The organism is Halobacteriovorax sp. RT-1-1, assembly GCF_047085455.1.
Taxonomy (GTDB): Bacteria; Bdellovibrionota; Bacteriovoracia; order Bacteriovoracales; family Bacteriovoracaceae; genus Halobacteriovorax_A.
Genome location: NZ_JBKIXZ010000001.1, coordinates 882,394 through 898,678 on the forward strand (window position 1 = coordinate 882,394; position 16,285 = coordinate 898,678).

Sequence of the window (16,285 nt, forward strand, 5' to 3'; positions counted from 1 at the left end):
TTGATTTGAAAAATTTTGGTTATGTTTCTTTAGGATACTTATCACTTGTGGCCTTAAGCCTTATTGATAATGGACGCGGTAGTGTTTATCCTGAGCTTTTACAATATTTTCAAATTAGACCTGATAAAGGTTCATTGATATTCTCTTTGATGTCCATAACTTCTTTCATTGCATACCTTACTACTTCATTTTGGCTTCCGAGTTTTGGCCCTGTGAGAGCAACTCGAATGGCCATGGTTATGATGGGGATAGGGACGTTTGGAATTGGACTAGGTGGAGACTTTTTAAATTTTGACTTGAGTCTCTTCTTTGGTGCGTGGGCCGGATTCGGTTTCGGTATTACTGGTATCACCATGAATTTCATGGTTGATAATGGTGCACCTTCAGAACATAAAAGGCGCTACTTATCAGGACTTCACGGTGTCTACGGTGTAGCCTCTTTATTGGCCCCACAAATTCTTTCCCTATTTTATTTCTTAAATTCTGATTGGATTCACTTCTTTAAATTCTTATTAATACCATGTGCATTAGTATTTATTTATTCTTTCTTTATTGAAGACACTCATCATGACGAAATAAAAGAGAACGATGGTTCAATGCCAAATGCTTTTTTAATGAATTTGATGATTGGTTTATTTGCTGGTTTCTATGTTGCATCTGAAATCATGCTCTCTTCTCGATTGAAATTCTATCTTGTTGAAGCTCATAATTATTCAGATATTAACGCTAATAATTATCTGTCTTACTTCTTTTTATTTCTTATGTTAGGAAGGCTAGGCTTTGCCTTCTTAAATATTAAATTATCATCGAATAAGTTAATCTACATTTCATTATTAACAAGCTTGATATGTTTTAGTTTAGGACAATTTCACCATATCTTTTATCCAATGACGGCCTTGTTCATGTCTTTTTGTTTTCCTGTTATCGTTGATTGGGTTTCAAATAACTTTCCAAAAAAGAATCACGTGGTATTGGCCCAGACGATGAGTTATATCGGAGTAAGTATTGCTATTATGCACTTTGTTTTTGGTGTTATTGCTGACAATTTTGGCGCAAAGGATGCGATTAATTTCTTCTACTTTTTAAATATTGGATCAATAATATTCTTTACCATCGCTATTGCGATGGTAAAGAAATATCATCAGAAGTCGAGCTTGTAGCCTAGGAAATAACTACGTGCCATCGTTCCGTAGTAACGAATATTTTCATAATCCTTGTCGAGGATATTAATGATTTTGAAATTAAAGTTCTGATATTCATAGTTAAGATTTCCGATTACATAAGAAGGCATACTTCCAAAGTCTTCTCGTTTTCCTACATATTGCCACCAGTTTGTAATTCTTTGAGAATCGTTTATTCTGTATCCTAACTCTACACTTGCAAGTGCCTTTGGTGTTCTAGCAAGATCCAAATTAGTAACCTTATTTGTCGCTTTCTGAATTGTTAAAGAAGTTGCGAGTGTAAATGAGTTTTGAAACTCTTGATTAAAGTTAAATTCAATACCCTGAATCTCAGATTTTGCAATATTTAGATAACCCATATTGATTGCATCGTAGTCAATTTGGTTCTTTAAATCATAGTTGAATAGTGTAAGTTCAACTTGATATGTGATTTTCTTATAAGAGAGCGTTAGTTCGCTATTAATACTGTCTGTTGGATCTAAATTTTCTAGTTGATTTGCTATCTGATAAAGAGTTGGAAGTTTATATCCACCAGAGAAATGACCCTTTAGAGAAAGTTCTCTTGTGAAGTTATAACCAAGGCCAATACTAGCGATAGTATTTAAATCAAAAGTTGAGAATTTATCAAAGCGTACACCTAGATCTGAAAACCAGTTCTTGTAAGCGTAATTGAAAGTTGTATAAACAGAGAAGAGCTCACTATAGTTTCCAAGTGTTAAGTCATCTTGTTTGAGATATTGGATACCGTAGAATGAATTTAAGCTCTTAGAGAATTCATAAGTGGCATCTAGCTTTACATCAGTTTCTTCACCGCGAAATAGTGGAGTGAAGCCTTGAGGATCCTCTCTTCTAATTGTCGAATACCTAATGCTTGGAGTAAGGCTGAATCTCTCATCTGAGCTATTATAGCGAAGCCCCAGATAGTTATTGTACTGCTTGTACTTATTTAGATCATTGTCTGCCACATCAATAGGGTTAAATGGTGGAACAAAATTGAAGCCATCAATTTCGATTTCTGAATCAATGAACTGACCTTGGTAGTTTAGTTCCATTTGATTACTTATTAGATAGCTCGTGTTTAATGAGAAGCTTAGGTTCTTATAAGAGTCATCTTCAGCATTTGTTAATCGATCTTCATTTACTGAAGAATATCCATCTGATTGAAGATATGAAAAATTAACACCGTAACTAAGCCTTTCCATGTGACCACTCGATTGGGCCGCAAGCTTTGCCGTATTATAACTTCCATACTCAGCTCTAACACTAGAGCTCTTTATACCTTTCTTTGTATTGATCTTTAAAACACCACCAATGGCATTTGATCCGTATAAAATTGACTGACTACCTTTTAGAATTTCAATACTCTCAATATTATCCAGATTAAGATGATTAATCTGATATGAATTATTGATATCAGTAGGATCAGTTAGTTCAATATTGTCGATGAGAACTTTTGAGAAACCGCTAGGCAACCCACGTAGTCGAAGACTAGAAGCAGATCCAATTTGACCTGTCTGGCCAATAAAGATAGCTGCTTTACTTTGTAAGAGCTGTTGAAGTGTTGTGGCATCAGTGTTTTCAATTTCTTCACGAGTGATTACAGTAACAGCACTCGTTATTCTTTCTGAACTTGTGTCGAGCTTTGTGGCCTTAATTGTAATCTGTGCAATTGATGTTAATGGTAAGAATGCAGTGGCGTAATAAAGTAGTGTTTTTATGATCTTCCTCCGAGACATAATAAAATTGAAGGGCTCGGACTCTAACCGTTGCGGGACAGTCTCTGAATTTCACAGAGTTCACCTTTATCTTTATAAATTATTTAGGAAGATAGTTACAAGAAGCCCATTATCTGTCAATTAAACAGATAACGGGCCAACTCAATATTTGTTTTAAATATTATGATAATACTGAGAATCAACAACGTTCTGGTACATCTTTGGATCTTTCTCTTTTAAATCAGATAGAATTATCATATCTGGTGCATCGAGATCATTCGTGTGTGTATGAATCTGGTATTTAAATAGCCAATTAAATAATTTTCGATGTTCGCGGTAAACAATAAGTTCGCAAGCGATGAGAATAATCGGTGCAATTAAATATGAATTACAAAGAAAAAGCTCAAAGAATAAAATGTTAATTACTAATGGTGCAGCGATAACAGCGGTTAGTGGAACAAATAAGTTTAACAAGAACATTGTACCTAAGACAATCTCAAGTGTTTTAATCATGTAGTATAAATATCCGGTGTCTTGAAGCGAATTAATGAAAGCTAACGCTTCAGGTGTGTATTGAGATTCTGTAAGTAAGCCAAGTCCTGGAGTAACTCCTCCCAAAAGTAGGGTGGCTCCCATAAGTATTCGCGCACCTACAAATAAGAATTTTCTTTTATTCTTCATAAGACCTCCAAATATGATCACTAACGATTATATGACTGAAGGGGCAAGCAAGTATGATAGTAATGTTAAAGAAATTTCAAAGTCTCTGATGATACTTTGGCATTAGACATTTCTTATTTTACAAATAAAGTGGTTATCTTTTTCGATAATGATATTTTTAGAAAAAGGAATACGAATTCTCATGAGTGGGTCAAAAACAACAAAAGTATCAATATCCATCTCATCAAAATTTATCTCAATATCTTTAAGTTCTTTTCCTAGAAAACGTTGATGATCTTCTCTATCCACACTTGTTAAAATTGCTCGATTAATTTGATCTTCAAGAAGCTTTATATAAGATAAACCGAGAAATGGTGTATTTATTTTTAGATTTGCAATAATAGGATTTTTTGAAAATTTATCATTTCTTTGGCCACTATAAAAATTGTAACCCTGTTCACTCAATTTATTTAAGACCTTAGAACTTATTTCATCATTGTAGAGCCTGACAAGCTTGATGCCCATATACCTGGCCTGAAGAGAGATGATTTCCTCTGGTATACCAGTATGGCCAACTTCATTACCTTCTTTTGAAAGTAGAGTAATGAGAACAATATCACTTTTGCTTGTGCCTTCTTTTATTAAAAGTTTTAAGCAACTTAGTGAGCTAAGCCCACCACTCCAAAAAAGTGCCTTCTTGTTTTCCATCAAACTCTCTTATCTTTTGATTAATAATATTTAATATAAATTAATAACTGAATATTCTTTATGTGTCTTTTTTTACCTCAAAAACATGGACTTGTTCAATGGAATAAAATTCTCTCAACTACAGTTTTAGAGGAGAATGAATATGCACGCTTATGACAATGACAAGGCCACGGGTGAAAAGCAACTTAGTTTTCGAAATTTAACTCTCGATCCACAAAATCGTTTTGCTCTAGTGGATGATCGCAAAATCGAATTAACAAAGACGGAATATAAAATACTATATTTCTTATTAAGTGGCGGAAAAAGAATCTATCCGCGTGAGCAACTAGTTGAATATATTTGGGGTGATGTGGAAGTGGCAAATAAAACTGTCAATACTCACTTAACTCATCTTCGTCATAAAACAAAAGGCGTTGACTTTAGAATAAGAATTAATCGAAATAATCAAATCTGTTTGCACGATCTCTAAAGAATAAAGCGTCAAATGGCTAAAATTGTTAGCCTAAACAAACTTATTTTAATTAGTAGCGATAAGATTCGTAACTTGTTGATTTTACAGCTTGTGTAATATCTCACTTGCCCTTAAGGTAAATAAATGAGGGGGGAGGAGAAAAGAAATATGTCATTTGTTTTTCAAAATGAGTGGATCGGATTTCGTAATTTACGAATCAACACCAACACAAAGACAGTCTTTGTTGATGATGGAGAGGTTTCATTAACTAAGACAGAATTCAAAGTTTTAAATTTCTTAATTTCAAGTCAAAAGCGAATCTATACATTAGAAGAGCTAGTTCTTGGTACATGGGGCCCTGTTGTTGTTACAAACAAGACAATTAACACGCATTTATCCCATATTCGTGCAAAGATTAAAGGCGTTGATTTTAAAATAAAAATCAATCGCAACGGCCAAGTTTGTATTAACGACTTATGAACTGATAAATAATTCATAGGTCGCTAAAATCTCTTTAATTTCTTCTGGTTAGGGCTATAATCGCCACTACTTTGAAGAGATTAATATGATTAAATTGAATTTGGACCTCGCTTGTCGTGAAGACATTCTCAACGCTCAGTTGTGGGAGCTTGATATTTGCTTTGAAAAAAGTAAATTTGCTCCTTGTTTAGATCAACTTACTGGCGAGCTCTCGGCAAAGAAATTACTCGTAAAGCCAAAAGTTTGGCTAAGTGACGAGTGGTTTTGTCCAGATTCAATCTCTGGCATTGCCGTTCCTTTCACCCTCATGCATCCAAAACTAATTGAATTAGAAAAAGAATTTACAGGTGCTTGTGAGGGGGAGACTCATGACTGGTTCATGAAGCTTTTGAGACATGAATGTGGTCATGTCATGGATAATGCATATTTTCTAAAAGACGACAAACAGAGAAAATCAATCTTTGGCGATCATGAAATCACATATCCTACTTTTTATGAACCCAAGAAGTTCTCAAAGAAGTTTGTGTACCATCTCGAAGACAACTATGCACAAGCTCATCCAGAAGAAGATTTTGCTGAAACATTTTCAGTATGGCTAACTCCACGTTCTAATTGGAAACGAGTCTATGAAAATTGGCCTGCTCTTAAAAAATTAAAGTATGTTGATAATATGATGAAGGCCTTAAGTAATAAAAAGCCAAACGTCATTTGTTATAAAGAGATTGATAGTATTGAAGAAAGTGAATTAACAGTAAGAGAGTATCTTAAGCTTAAAAGAAAGAAATTACGTAAAAGCTCTCAAGCACGTCGTAGTATACATCATATTCAAAAGTACCTTATCCATAATGAAACGACAGGAATAGAGCTAGATAAAGTAATCGGTGGTTTAAGGAGAGAGCTCGTTAGGGATATATCCTTGCTGACAAAAGAATATCAATATAAAATAGAATCTGTTGTAAATGATTTGGAAAGTATCTCAAGTTCTAAAAAGCTTATGATTCCAAATAAGTATGGCCCTCAAATCATACAAAATATTGTGTTATCGCATGCTGATAAATACTTTAGAGAGGGGCGCGACAGGATAGTCATGTGAGCCAGAAAGAAAAAAGTCATAAAAGAAAGAAAAGAGTGTTAGTTCTTGTTCATTCTGATCTCATTCCTCCAGCTGATATATCTAAAGAAGATAAGAAAAAAGACGACTTTGAATTTAAACCGTGGATTACGGAATATAATGTTATTTCAACACTAAAAGAAATAGGTCATGAAGTTAATATCGTTGGTGTCTACTCTGATCTTATGCCATTAAGAGAGGCCATTGAAGAGTTTAGGCCACACGTTGTGTTTAATCTCTTAGAGGAATTTGATGGAAAAGTACTCTTTGATCAAAACGTTGTTTCTTACCTTGAATTACTGAAAGTTAAATATACAGGGGCCAATCCACGCGGGCTCATGATAGCAAGAGATAAGGCGTTGGCCAAAAAACTTCTTTCGTACCACAGGATTAAGACACCTGGGTTTCAGGTTTTCACAAGCCGCTCAAAAGCCAAAGTTACGAAAATATCTAAGAAATTAAAGTATCCATTAATTGTAAAATGCCTCTATCAAGATGCATCTCTTGGAATTAGTTCGGCATCTATAGTTAAATCTCCTGAAAAGGCAATTGAGCGCATTATTTATCTTATGGATAAATATGAGGAAGATGTAATTATTGAAGAATTTATCGAAGGTCGTGAGTTCTTCGTTGGAGTAATGGGAGCAAAAAGACTGAAGGTTCTTCCCATCTTAGAGCTTGCTTTTAATAATATCGATAATCCACTTGCTAAGCTTTACTCTGAAAAAGCTAAATGGAGTCTTAAATATAGACAGGATAAAGGTATTGAGACTGGAAAAGCTAAGATAACAAAAGAGCTGGAAGATAAGATTATAAAAATTTGTAAAAGAACTTATAAAGTATTAGAGCTAACAGGTTATGCACGAATTGATTTGCGAGTATGTCCAGAAGGTATTCCTTATATAATTGAGGCCAACCCCAATCCAAATGTCGCAACAAAAGATGAATTTGCCATGGCCGCAAAATTAGCAGGAATGGATTATAAAAAATTAATTAATGAATTAATAAAGTAGGTATCGAATGTCTTTGAAATTAGATGACTTAAGAAATTTTCTTATTGTTTCCAAGCTTAAGAATGTCACTAGAGCTTCAGAACAACTTGGGTTAACACAACCGGCATTAAGTTATTCAATTAAAAGATTAGAAGAGGAGCTTGGTGCTCCTGTTTTTATTCGACTTAAAAGCGGAATTGAACTTACTAAATTTGGTGAAGAATTTCATCATCGTGCAAATAAGCTTTTACAAGACTGGCAAGATGCTAAGAATATCTTTAATCAAGAAGGTGGAGAAATTATTGGAGAGTTCAAGGTTGGTATTCATCCTTCAGTTGCAATATATTCTCTCCCACATATTCTACCTTCGATATACGAGAAGTATCCTCGTTTAAATTTCAATTTAATTCACGATTCTTCACGCATCATTACTGGAAAAGTTATTGATTTTGAAGTTGATTTTGGAATTGTCGTTAATCCTATAAAACATCCAGACCTTATTATTAATGAGATGGGTCTCGATGAGGTTAAGCTTTTTGAGTCGAGCCGACCAAAAAGAAAAAATAATAAATTAATTTTTAATCCTCAATTAGCACAAAGTCAGGACTTACTAAGAAAGCTTAAAAATGACTCGATTGAAATCGATGGTCATGTTGAAAGCGATAACTTAGAAGTGATTGCCAAGCTCACAAATGAAGGGTTTGGTATTGGTCTTCTTCCAAGTCGTGTGGCCTCTAATTATAAGAACCTCGTTCCTGTAAATAACTCACCGATAGTTAAGGACCAAATTGCGTTAGTTTATCGAGTAGAGAAGAAGAACTCTTTGCTTGTAAAGGATATTCTTGCACTTGTAAAAGACTCGCTAATCTAATTACGATGGAAGATTAAGTTTTTCGTATTGTGTTTTCAGTTGGCCACAAGCCGCTAGAATATCATCACCCTTAGTTTCTCTAACTGTACAAGTAAGACCTGCAGCTTGAAGTGATCTTTGAAACCATTCAATATGTTCATCACTTGGGCGTTTAAACTTACTTTCAGGATATTCATTAAATGGGATGATATTAATCTTTGATTCCTTCTTCGGAAGGTTTTCTATCAACCCATCAATATCTTCTTGCGTATCATTAAGATCTTTAATTAAGAGGTACTCATACATTATACGACGAGAGTTCTTAACTGGAATTGATCTAAGAGCCTCAAGAAGATCATCAACTTGGTAGCGTTTATTAATTGGCATCAGCTCACTACGTAGATTATTTCTAATTGCATGCAAAGAGATGGCAACATTCACATCTGGTAGTTCTTCCCATTGTTTGATCTTTGGTACTAAACCTGATGTTGAAATTGTAACCTTATGCTTACTAAGAGCTATTCCAAGAGGATCAGTCAAAAGATAGCAAGCCTTCTTCACATTCTCGAAGTTATGAAGTGGTTCACCTTGACCCATAAAAACAATATTTGAAATCTGATATTTCGGATCGACATTCTCTTGCATCCACTTAGAGACAGTTAGGTATTGTCCTACGATTTCTGAAGTTTGCAGGTGTCTTGTGAGCCCTTGAGTTGCTGTGTGACAAAAAGTACAACCAATAGCACATCCGACTTGTGACGAAATACACAGAGTCGATCTTAGACGCTTATCATTTTCACTTTCAATAAGAACCGCTTCAATTGAGTTCTTATCACCTAAACCAAGAAGAAACTTACGTGTTCCGTCCTTCGAAAGTCCCTGCCAAAGAATTTTTAGCAGTGATAGGTCATATTCTTTTGCCTTTTCTCTAAGTACACGTGGAGCATTCTCCCAGGTGTCAGGATTAAAATTTAACTTTTTATAGACCCACTTTCCCATGATTTTTGCTTCATCATATGGGAAACTTTCTAAAGTTAAATTATATAGGCTTGTTTTTGTCATAATGCATAATTATCTGATTGCGTTGTGGCAGTCAATATTTTAGGAGGAAAAATGAGAATTTTACTGCCAATTTTTATGATGATGGGCTTTGTAAGCTGTTCATCTGTTACAACGGAGAATGTTGATTACACAGTAGGGGATAAGACTTTTAAGGGCTATATGGCCCTGACTGGAAATGAGAATGATAAGAGACCTGGAATAGTCGTTGTTCATGAATGGTGGGGACATAATGAATATGCTCGTAAGCGAGCAGATCAACTTGCTGAGCTTGGCTACAATGCTATTGCACTGGATATGTATGGAGATGGAAAACAGGCAAATCATCCTAAGGATGCAATGAAATTTGCTACTGAAGCTTTTAAGGATCCAACTCTTCTAAAGGCCAAATTTAATAAGGCCATGGAGCTTTTAAAAGAGCAGCCAAGTGTCGATGCTGAACGAATTGGAGCGATCGGTTACTGCTTTGGTGGTGCTGTGGTTCTTTTCAATGCTACCCAAGGAGCAGACTTGAAGGGAGTTGTCTCTTTTCACGGCTCGTTAGGTGGGATTAAAAAAGTCACAAAGAACTCAAAGGCAAAGCTACTTGTAATAAATGGTGCAGATGATCCGTTAGTGTCAAAAGACGATATCGCTAATTTTAAGAAGGTTATAAGAAGATCGCAGCTTCCTATGAGATTTGTGAACCTACCAGGTGCAACTCATGCCTTCACGAATCCTAAGGCGACTGAGAATGGGAAGAAATTTAATCTTCCATTGGCCTATAATGAAAAAGCAGATAAAGAGTCTTGGGAATTAATGAGAGAGTTTCTACAAAATACACTTTAAATAAAAAAGGCCGCTGATTGAGCGGCCTTTATATTTTTTTCTTTTTACTACTTATTCACAAGCTGGAATTTCTATCCAAAATCTATCAGCGTGGTATCCATCTAAAGTATAGTCTTCAAAGCTAAATTGTCTTGTTAGCTTCTCATCAATTTTGATTGTTTTCCAATTTGTTGTCACGGCGTTGTCACAATCAAGAGCGACATTTGCAAGATCAAGAGTTGAAAGGAATTTGTTCTTAAGTGGTAAGTTTACCTTACAAGCTTGGAAGCTTCCTTTTTCACCTTCTGTTGCACAAGTCGTTGCTTTTTCAGTTGCTAGAACCATTAGATTTGAATCTTTTCTAAAGATTGTAATATCTTGAGTATTTGCATCAAAAGCTGTCCCATTATTAACAAGGGCATTTTTTAGAGTCTTTTTTAGGCTGTTAATTTTATCTCCAAGCTTATGAAGATCACAAGCAGCTGGAGTATTAGCGTTAAACTTAGTTTGACATGCAAAGTTTTCAGCAACTGCAACACCATCTCTATCACTCACTTTTGTTCCAAAATCTGCATCACCTTCGATTTTACCATGAAGCATACCAGCAACTTTTCCATCAACTAGAACTGGAGAACCAGTTGAGTTCCAATCAATTGCACAATTTGAAAGGACAAAGTTCTTAGAATCTTTTGATCCGTTAATTGTTGTCAGAAGTGAATCTGTAAGTCCATTACACTCTTTCTTTGCTCTCGTGTATTTACCTTCTGATAAAGCATAGTTAATTTCAAAACCTTTTTTAAAGCTTGTAAGTTCAAAGATTTGGTTCTTTCCACCAAAGTTAATACCTTCATTAGTTGTTTCAAGAAATCCAACTTTTGACTTTTGCTTTGTTGAGATTAGAGCAATTTCAGAATATTTTTGATTTTCAATTGATGAGCAAGTATATGTGAAACCTTTAAGGTCTTTGAAAGCAACTGCCGAACAAGCTGAGTCAAGCCAGTCAGAGTACGACTGATCTTTTTGCTTGCTTGGAAGACATTTCTTTGCTGTCGCAATTAAATTTTCACCAACAAAGAAAGCTGCACATGTTTGAAGTTTTCCACGATTTAATTTACCCATAAGTAGGACTTGATCAATACATCCATTTTTTGAAAATCTGTCACAAACAAAGTTTGCATTTGAAACTTCTGAAGCAACAGCATCACCTTTTAGGCCTTGACTGTTAATAGTTGGTCCCTTGTCGTCATAAATACTTGAACGATTCCCACATGACGTAAGATTTAAAAGGGTTATGGCACTAACACCAAGAAGTAGAATTTTCTTCATAGATTGCTCTCTCGATAATAGGGTAAAAGTTGGCAAAATCTAACATACTTAATATGAACAATGTAGTTCTAACTCAGCAAATATAATTTTTACAATTTGGCAGATGGTGTAGAATGGATAGTATGAATATCATCTTCATCGACGGTAAGTGCTTAATATGTAATAGGCTCGTCAAGTTTATTTATCGAATTGACCACAAGAAAAAGGTAAAATTCTGTAATTTACAGGACCCAAAGGCCTTGAATTATCTTCAACAAGATTTTGTTAAGAATCTGTCGACAGTAGTTTTTTATCAAAATGGTAAGCTTTCTACTAAGTCGGATGCGGTCATTGCTGTGATGGATGTGCTTGGCCATGGGTATTTCAATATATTTAAGATCGTTCCCAAGGTGATAAGAAATTGGCTATATGAACTAGTTGCTAATAATCGATATCGAATTGGTGAGGAAATGGATACTTGTCCAATTCCTGATAGTGAATTAGCTAAGCGTTTCTTGTGATGTTAATTGGCCACAAGCTGCTAGAATATCATCGCCCTTAGTTGTGCGAATCATTGCATGAAACCCCAACTCCATAAGCCCAGCTTTAAACTCTTCGACTGCTGCCATCTCTGGCCTCTTATAGGGTGCACCTGGAAATTCATTAAAAGGAATTAGATTGAAAATTACAGGCATATCTTTTAATAGCCTTCCAATTTCTTCAACGTGTTTTCTCGTATGATTTAAGTCGCGAATAATTAAATATTCAAAAGTTAGAAATTGTCGCTTCATGAGCTTTATAGACTTAAGCTCTTCGATGAGGTCCGCAATAGGGTAGGCTTTATTTAATGGAATAAGCTCATTTCTTTCTTCATTAAATGGAGAGTGAAAGCTTAGGGCAAAGTTAACGCTTCCTAATTCACTAAATCTTTTAATTCCCGGAAGATAGCCGGCCGTTGAAAGAGTAATTTGCCTTGGACCTAGTCCCATGCCCTCTGTGGTTTTTAGAATCTCAATGGCATCTGCAACATTATCAATATTATGAAGAGGCTCTCCTTGACCCATAAAAACAATATTAGGAGCTGCTTGGTGGCCCTCAAATTTCTCTTTGATATAGGCATATGCTTGTATGTATTGCAGAATAATTTCTTTCTTTTCTAAAGAGCGTGTTAGTCCTTGAGTTCCAGTAAAGCAAAATGAACACTTCATTGCACAACCAACTTGTGAAGAGAGGCAAAGAGTATACTTCTTTTGAAAAGGGACACAGACTGTTTCAACAGTGCGCCCATCGCTTAACTTGAATAAGAGCTTAACTGTTTTATCATCAACTGATTCTTGAATTTTGGCGATCTCAAGAAAATCAAAGCAGTACTTTTTTTCTAATAACGAATAAAGCTTTTGTGGTAATCCAGAAATTTCTTCAAAGGATTTTGCACCGTGCTTATAGATCTGAGTATAGATCGTTTGAGCATGAACTTTTGTGAATCCATGCTCTGTGATGAAGTCTTCTAGACTTGAAAGTGGAGTAGAAAAAAATGATTCTATTAGATCATCCCCATTTTCTTTGCTTGTTCCATCATTTGTTCACGCTGCTCTGGAGACATGTTTTGAATCATATCTTGCATTTTTTGTAGCTCTTCTGGTGACATTTGAGACATCATCTCTTGTGCCTTAGCGTACATATCTTGTTGATTTTCAAATTTTTGCATTGAAAAGACGATCTTTTCTGGACCGATTTCACTGTCGATCATTTTCTTTTCTCTTAATTCTTCGAGAACTTTATTAAGGCTTAAACCTTTATTATCTGCAACTTCATACATTTTTTCAGTTGGAAGTGAGACTTTCTTTTCAGGGAAGCCATTGGCACTTAAATTTTTGATAATTTGATCAATAAATTTTTCCATTTCACGATCCTTTACTTTGCTGTTTAGGCCTTATTTAGTAACATGATGCGCATGAAAAACCAAGCTGCACCAACGAAAGGCCCAGAGGGCTTTGAATATTTTTACTCACAAATGTGGGGCCAGAGATGGCCTTCATTAAAGGACTCTTTCACAAAGAAAGAGGAAAAGGCCTATCGTCGTAATATTTGGTTTGAAGGTGATTTTATTGATTCCGATGAAATCATTGCAGGTGTTTATGCTAATGGCGAAGTGAGTGAAAATCAGCAAATTAAATCCCACTATATCATGGATGCTGCTAGCGTTATCGTTGCTCGTAATCTAAATCCAACTCCGGGATCCAAAGTTCTTGATATGTGTGCGGCCCCTGGAGGTAAGAGTTTAGTTCTTTTTGAAGAAATGCAAGGAAAGGGACACCTTGTTTTAAATGAGCTTTCTCGAAATCGAAAAGAGCGCCTACGCCGTGTTATTTCAGAGTATGTGCCAGAAGAGATGAGGGATGTCATTGATATTCGCGGCTTTGATGGCAATAAGTATGGCCTAAACCTAAAAGATGAATTCGATTTTGTTCTTCTCGATGCACCATGCTCCGGAGAGCGTCATACTTTAAATGATCAAAAATATCTCAATATGTGGTCTAAGAAGAGAACTAAGAATCTTGCGGCCACTCAATACTCGCTTCTGTGTTCGGCCCTTTTGACCCTTAAAAGTGGTGGAGAAGTTCTGTATTCAACATGTTCTATATCTAGTCTTGAAAATGATGAAGTTATAGCTAAGGTTCTTAAAAAAAGAGCTGACCAAGTTGAGCTTGTTCAAGAACTAAATACTTTCGGTTTTGGAGAAAAAACTGAATATGGTACAATATTTCTACCGGATGCGAAGGGAGAAATAGGTCCTTTGTACATGTGTAAACTTCGAAAAAAGTAGGTAGATATGAAATTCTTTTTAGCGATTGTTCTAACAATTAATAGTTACGCATTTAAGTGTACAAAAGAATTTAGTCCTGTTTGTGGGAATGGGAAGACTTACTCAAATCGTTGTATGGCACAAGCATCAGGGGCCACTGAAATCTCTGACGGTGCATGTGATAATAAAGAAAATAAGACTACAAATAAAAAACAACTAAGGCCCGACGCTACTTCTCCGATGAAGCCTCATCATCCACAGGGGAAAGCACCATGTATCTGTCCGATGATTTGGATGCCAGTGTGTGGAGTTGATGGAAAGACTTACGGTAGTGCTTGCAACGCAAATTGCCAAAAAGTGCAAATAAAACATCAAGGCGCGTGCGAAAAAATTGAGTCCCACTAATTTTACTTTTGATTTTTTTTGATTTTTTTTTATTGCTTAAATTGTTAGAATTCAACATATCCAATTCTATTTATTTTTATTCTGTATAGGTTTAGTTTAAATACTAAACTTTAATTAAACTTGCCTCTGTACGATACTTCAAGTGGTTATGGAGGATAAATGAAGAATAAGAATTTTAAAGTTAAGTTAATTCTACTATGTTTCTTTTTATCAGTTGTCAGTATTGTTATAAGTACTGTTTCTTACTTCGGTGTAAGTGAATTGAGTGAGCAATCAAGCTTCTTTAACGAGAATATTATTCCTCGAAATTCATTACTAAGTGAAATGGATGTTAGTTATCAGAAAACGCGAATTCAAGTTAGAACTCTTGGGCTTGAGGACTTGGATCGAAGAAATAGAGAAAGCGCTATTTCTAACACTCTAAAGATGATTGATAATTATGAATTAGCTGCTAATAAACTAAGTCGTCTTATTTCTAATGCAGAAGAACAAAAAATATTTAATGAACTTCAAGTGCAGTGGAATGACTTCAAGAAAGTTGGTGGTAGAGCAGTTGAACTTGCAAAGATTAATAACGAGAAGGCGAGATCTGAACTTCAAGAAATTTTCTTAATTCACTGTCCAGAAGCTGCTGAAAATTACCAAAGAGTTTTAGATAAATACAATGAACGACTGTCTAAAGAAGTTCTCACTTCCGCATCAGTGGTTAGTTCAACAGCTCGTAGCTTACAAATTACATTAGTCGTCGTTTCTTTTATTGGAATTATCCTTGGCTTCTCTATCGGTGTTGCTTATGCATCTAATATATCGCAAAAAATAAAGGCAACGATCACTGCTCTAACTAATACATCTCGATCACTGACAAAGAGTGCAAAGAGTATTGCATCGACATCTAATGAACTATCGCTATCTAGTGAAAGACAAGATTCATCATTACAAGAATCTTCAAGCTCTCTAGAAGAGATTAGTTCTATGGTCAGGATGACTGCTGATAATGCTAAGGTTTCAAATAATTTAGCACAGGAGAGTTTAGGTAAGGCCGCAGTTGGTAAGAAAATTGTTAAGAAAATGATTCATTCTATGAATGGTATTGATAGTGATATTGATGTGATGGTTGGTGAATTTACGGATAACAATAAGAAGATGCTTCATATCGTTGAGTTAATTAATCGCATTGAGGAAAGAACTCAAATTATTAATGATATCGTTTTTCAAACAAAGCTTTTATCTTTTAATGCTTCAGTTGAAGCTGCAAGGGCAGGAGAAGCTGGAAAAGGGTTTGCCGTAGTTGCTGAAGAAGTCGGTAAATTGGCCCAAATGAGTGGAAATGCTTCAATTGAAATCTCAGATATGGTTAGCACAAGTGTTAATGAAGTAAACTCAATTGTTGAAGAGTCTAATATGAGGCTTACTGATCTTGTTCAAAAAGTTAGAAATAGTGTGACTTCTGGCTCTGAAGTAGCAAATCAGTGTGGGCAAATTCTTGAAGAAATTGTCGATAGTGTTGAGAATGTTACTAACTCAATTACAGAAATTACTACTGCAACGTATGAGCAATCAAAGGGGATTTCTGAGTTACAAAATTCAATTTCAAATATCGATGTCTCTTCTAAGTCAAATACTGGAATTGCTAAAGGAGCATCAAATATCGCAGATCAGCTTTTAAATGAAGTTAGCTTTGTGAATCGTTCAATTGGAGAGATCGAGCTTGTCTTCTTGGGTGAAGAAAGTGAAAGAAGACAAGCTGCTTGAATA

Annotated in this window: 18 protein-coding genes and 1 riboswitch; of the genes, 11 read left to right on the forward strand and 7 right to left on the reverse strand. The window is 35.3% G+C overall.

What is annotated here, in order from left to right; genetic code table 11:
* Nucleotides 1-5 precede the first annotated feature (5 nt).
* Complete coding sequence (locus ACMAWV_RS04370; RefSeq protein WP_392990974.1) at nt 6-1,160, forward strand: MFS transporter; 1,155 nt, start codon at nt 6-8, stop codon at nt 1,158-1,160.
* Here the strand turns inward: ACMAWV_RS04370 and ACMAWV_RS04375 are convergent.
* The 3 genes from ACMAWV_RS04375 to ACMAWV_RS04385 all read right to left on the reverse strand — a co-directional run bounded on the left by ACMAWV_RS04375 (nt 1,142) and on the right by ACMAWV_RS04385 (nt 4,264).
* Complete coding sequence (locus ACMAWV_RS04375) at nt 1,142-2,917, reverse strand: TonB-dependent receptor plug domain-containing protein (protein WP_412469871.1); 1,776 nt, start codon at nt 2,915-2,917, stop codon at nt 1,142-1,144. The genes ACMAWV_RS04370 and ACMAWV_RS04375 overlap by 19 nt on opposite strands.
* Nucleotides 2,873-2,999, reverse strand: a riboswitch (adenosylcobalamin-variant (AdoCbl-variant) riboswitch). Its footprint overlaps the gene before it by 45 nt.
* A 71-nt stretch (nt 3,000-3,070) precedes the next feature.
* Nucleotides 3,071-3,577, reverse strand: coding sequence for a hypothetical protein (locus ACMAWV_RS04380; RefSeq protein ID WP_103216430.1), 507 nt, complete (start codon nt 3,575-3,577; stop codon nt 3,071-3,073).
* Nucleotides 3,578-3,679: 102 nt separating this feature from the next.
* Nucleotides 3,680-4,264: a hypothetical protein gene (locus ACMAWV_RS04385; protein ID WP_412469870.1), complete on the reverse strand. Its 585-nt coding sequence runs from the start codon at nt 4,262-4,264 to the stop codon at nt 3,680-3,682.
* Between the two features lie 142 nt (nt 4,265-4,406).
* Here ACMAWV_RS04385 and ACMAWV_RS04390 point away from each other — a divergent pair, with 142 nt between their 5' ends.
* The 5 genes from ACMAWV_RS04390 to ACMAWV_RS04410 all read left to right on the forward strand — a co-directional run bounded on the left by ACMAWV_RS04390 (nt 4,407) and on the right by ACMAWV_RS04410 (nt 8,169).
* Nucleotides 4,407-4,733, forward strand: coding sequence for a winged helix-turn-helix domain-containing protein (locus tag ACMAWV_RS04390; RefSeq protein ID WP_158246756.1), 327 nt, complete (start codon nt 4,407-4,409; stop codon nt 4,731-4,733).
* 150 nt (nt 4,734-4,883) lie between these two features.
* The gene (locus ACMAWV_RS04395) at nt 4,884-5,195 is read left to right on the forward strand and encodes a winged helix-turn-helix domain-containing protein (RefSeq protein WP_158246757.1); all 312 of its coding nucleotides are present in this window, start codon (nt 4,884-4,886) and stop codon (nt 5,193-5,195) included.
* A gap of 85 nt (nt 5,196-5,280) precedes the next feature.
* Complete coding sequence (locus ACMAWV_RS04400) at nt 5,281-6,288, forward strand: putative zinc-binding metallopeptidase (RefSeq protein ID WP_412469869.1); 1,008 nt, start codon at nt 5,281-5,283, stop codon at nt 6,286-6,288.
* Nucleotides 6,285-7,319 carry an ATP-grasp domain-containing protein gene (locus tag ACMAWV_RS04405; RefSeq protein WP_412462935.1) on the forward strand — a complete coding sequence of 345 codons (1,035 nt, stop codon included), beginning with the start codon at nt 6,285-6,287 and terminating at the stop codon, nt 7,317-7,319. Before ACMAWV_RS04400 ends, ACMAWV_RS04405 begins: the two co-directional genes overlap by 4 nt.
* Before the next feature lie 7 nt (nt 7,320-7,326).
* On the forward strand, nt 7,327-8,169 hold the full coding sequence (locus ACMAWV_RS04410) for a LysR family transcriptional regulator (RefSeq protein ID WP_103216436.1): 843 nt from the start codon (nt 7,327-7,329) through the stop codon (nt 8,167-8,169).
* Here ACMAWV_RS04410 and rlmN (ACMAWV_RS04415) read toward each other — a convergent pair whose 3' ends face one another.
* Nucleotides 8,170-9,210 (reverse strand): 23S rRNA (adenine(2503)-C(2))-methyltransferase RlmN, encoded by a 1,041-nt coding sequence (rlmN, locus tag ACMAWV_RS04415; protein ID WP_412469868.1) that lies wholly within the window; start codon nt 9,208-9,210, stop codon nt 8,170-8,172.
* Between the two features lie 51 nt (nt 9,211-9,261).
* On the opposite strand from rlmN (ACMAWV_RS04415), the gene ACMAWV_RS04420 reads away from it, so the two are divergent.
* On the forward strand, nt 9,262-10,035 hold the full coding sequence (locus tag ACMAWV_RS04420) for a dienelactone hydrolase family protein (RefSeq protein WP_103216438.1): 774 nt from the start codon (nt 9,262-9,264) through the stop codon (nt 10,033-10,035).
* A 51-nt stretch (nt 10,036-10,086) separates the two neighbouring features.
* Here the strand turns inward: ACMAWV_RS04420 and ACMAWV_RS04425 are convergent, their stop codons facing one another.
* Nucleotides 10,087-11,340: a hypothetical protein gene (locus ACMAWV_RS04425; RefSeq protein ID WP_412462934.1), complete on the reverse strand. Its 1,254-nt coding sequence runs from the start codon at nt 11,338-11,340 to the stop codon at nt 10,087-10,089.
* A 113-nt stretch (nt 11,341-11,453) separates the two neighbouring features.
* Between ACMAWV_RS04425 and ACMAWV_RS04430 the strand changes: the two genes are divergently transcribed.
* Nucleotides 11,454-11,840 carry a thiol-disulfide oxidoreductase DCC family protein gene (locus ACMAWV_RS04430; protein ID WP_412472273.1) on the forward strand — a complete coding sequence of 129 codons (387 nt, stop codon included), beginning with the start codon at nt 11,454-11,456 and terminating at the stop codon, nt 11,838-11,840.
* On the opposite strand, the gene rlmN (ACMAWV_RS04435) is transcribed toward ACMAWV_RS04430, so the two are convergent.
* Both rlmN (ACMAWV_RS04435) and ACMAWV_RS04440 read right to left on the reverse strand, forming a co-directional pair.
* Nucleotides 11,820-12,863: a 23S rRNA (adenine(2503)-C(2))-methyltransferase RlmN gene (gene rlmN / locus ACMAWV_RS04435; protein WP_103216441.1), complete on the reverse strand. Its 1,044-nt coding sequence runs from the start codon at nt 12,861-12,863 to the stop codon at nt 11,820-11,822. The two genes, ACMAWV_RS04430 and rlmN (ACMAWV_RS04435), sit on opposite strands and share 21 nt — an antisense overlap.
* Nucleotides 12,863-13,222 (reverse strand): hypothetical protein, encoded by a 360-nt coding sequence (locus ACMAWV_RS04440; protein WP_392990989.1) that lies wholly within the window; start codon nt 13,220-13,222, stop codon nt 12,863-12,865. Before ACMAWV_RS04440 ends, rlmN (ACMAWV_RS04435) begins: the two co-directional genes overlap by 1 nt.
* A 51-nt stretch (nt 13,223-13,273) precedes the next feature.
* On the opposite strand from ACMAWV_RS04440, the gene ACMAWV_RS04445 reads away from it, so the two are divergent.
* The 3 genes from ACMAWV_RS04445 (at nt 13,274) to ACMAWV_RS04455 (ending at nt 16,282) form a co-directional block, all read left to right on the forward strand.
* Nucleotides 13,274-14,146 (forward strand): RsmB/NOP family class I SAM-dependent RNA methyltransferase, encoded by an 873-nt coding sequence (locus ACMAWV_RS04445; RefSeq protein WP_158246759.1) that lies wholly within the window; start codon nt 13,274-13,276, stop codon nt 14,144-14,146.
* 6 nt (nt 14,147-14,152) lie between these two features.
* On the forward strand, nt 14,153-14,530 hold the full coding sequence (locus tag ACMAWV_RS04450; RefSeq protein ID WP_103216444.1) for a Kazal-type serine protease inhibitor family protein: 378 nt from the start codon (nt 14,153-14,155) through the stop codon (nt 14,528-14,530).
* Between the two features lie 159 nt (nt 14,531-14,689).
* Entirely contained in the window at nt 14,690-16,282 is a 1,593-nt protein-coding gene (locus ACMAWV_RS04455) for a methyl-accepting chemotaxis protein (RefSeq protein ID WP_412469866.1), read from the forward strand.
* Nucleotides 16,283-16,285 lie beyond the last annotated feature (3 nt).

Excerpts from the sequence above, each read along its gene's own strand:
- ACMAWV_RS04380 (WP_103216430.1), bottom strand. The coding sequence starts at position 3,577 with ATGAAGAATAAAAGAAAATTCTTATTTGTAGGTGCGCGAATACTTATG.
- ACMAWV_RS04445 (WP_158246759.1), top strand. The coding sequence starts at position 13,274 with ATGAAAAACCAAGCTGCACCAACGAAAGGCCCAGAGGGCTTTGAATAT.
- ACMAWV_RS04390 (WP_158246756.1), top strand. The coding sequence starts at position 4,407 with ATGCACGCTTATGACAATGACAAGGCCACGGGTGAAAAGCAACTTAGT.
- ACMAWV_RS04400 (WP_412469869.1), top strand. The coding sequence starts at position 5,281 with ATGATTAAATTGAATTTGGACCTCGCTTGTCGTGAAGACATTCTCAAC.
- ACMAWV_RS04440 (WP_392990989.1), bottom strand. The coding sequence starts at position 13,222 with ATGGAAAAATTTATTGATCAAATTATCAAAAATTTAAGTGCCAATGGC.
- ACMAWV_RS04410 (WP_103216436.1), top strand. The coding sequence starts at position 7,327 with ATGTCTTTGAAATTAGATGACTTAAGAAATTTTCTTATTGTTTCCAAG.
- ACMAWV_RS04385 (WP_412469870.1), bottom strand. The coding sequence starts at position 4,264 with ATGGAAAACAAGAAGGCACTTTTTTGGAGTGGTGGGCTTAGCTCACTA.
- ACMAWV_RS04420 (WP_103216438.1), top strand. The coding sequence starts at position 9,262 with ATGAGAATTTTACTGCCAATTTTTATGATGATGGGCTTTGTAAGCTGT.
- ACMAWV_RS04375 (WP_412469871.1), bottom strand. The coding sequence starts at position 2,917 with ATGTCTCGGAGGAAGATCATAAAAACACTACTTTATTACGCCACTGCA.
- rlmN (WP_412469868.1), bottom strand. The coding sequence starts at position 9,210 with ATGACAAAAACAAGCCTATATAATTTAACTTTAGAAAGTTTCCCATAT.
- ACMAWV_RS04430 (WP_412472273.1), top strand. The coding sequence starts at position 11,454 with ATGGATAGTATGAATATCATCTTCATCGACGGTAAGTGCTTAATATGT.
- ACMAWV_RS04425 (WP_412462934.1), bottom strand. The coding sequence starts at position 11,340 with ATGAAGAAAATTCTACTTCTTGGTGTTAGTGCCATAACCCTTTTAAAT.
- ACMAWV_RS04450 (WP_103216444.1), top strand. The coding sequence starts at position 14,153 with ATGAAATTCTTTTTAGCGATTGTTCTAACAATTAATAGTTACGCATTT.
- ACMAWV_RS04455 (WP_412469866.1), top strand. The coding sequence starts at position 14,690 with ATGAAGAATAAGAATTTTAAAGTTAAGTTAATTCTACTATGTTTCTTT.
- ACMAWV_RS04395 (WP_158246757.1), top strand. The coding sequence starts at position 4,884 with ATGTCATTTGTTTTTCAAAATGAGTGGATCGGATTTCGTAATTTACGA.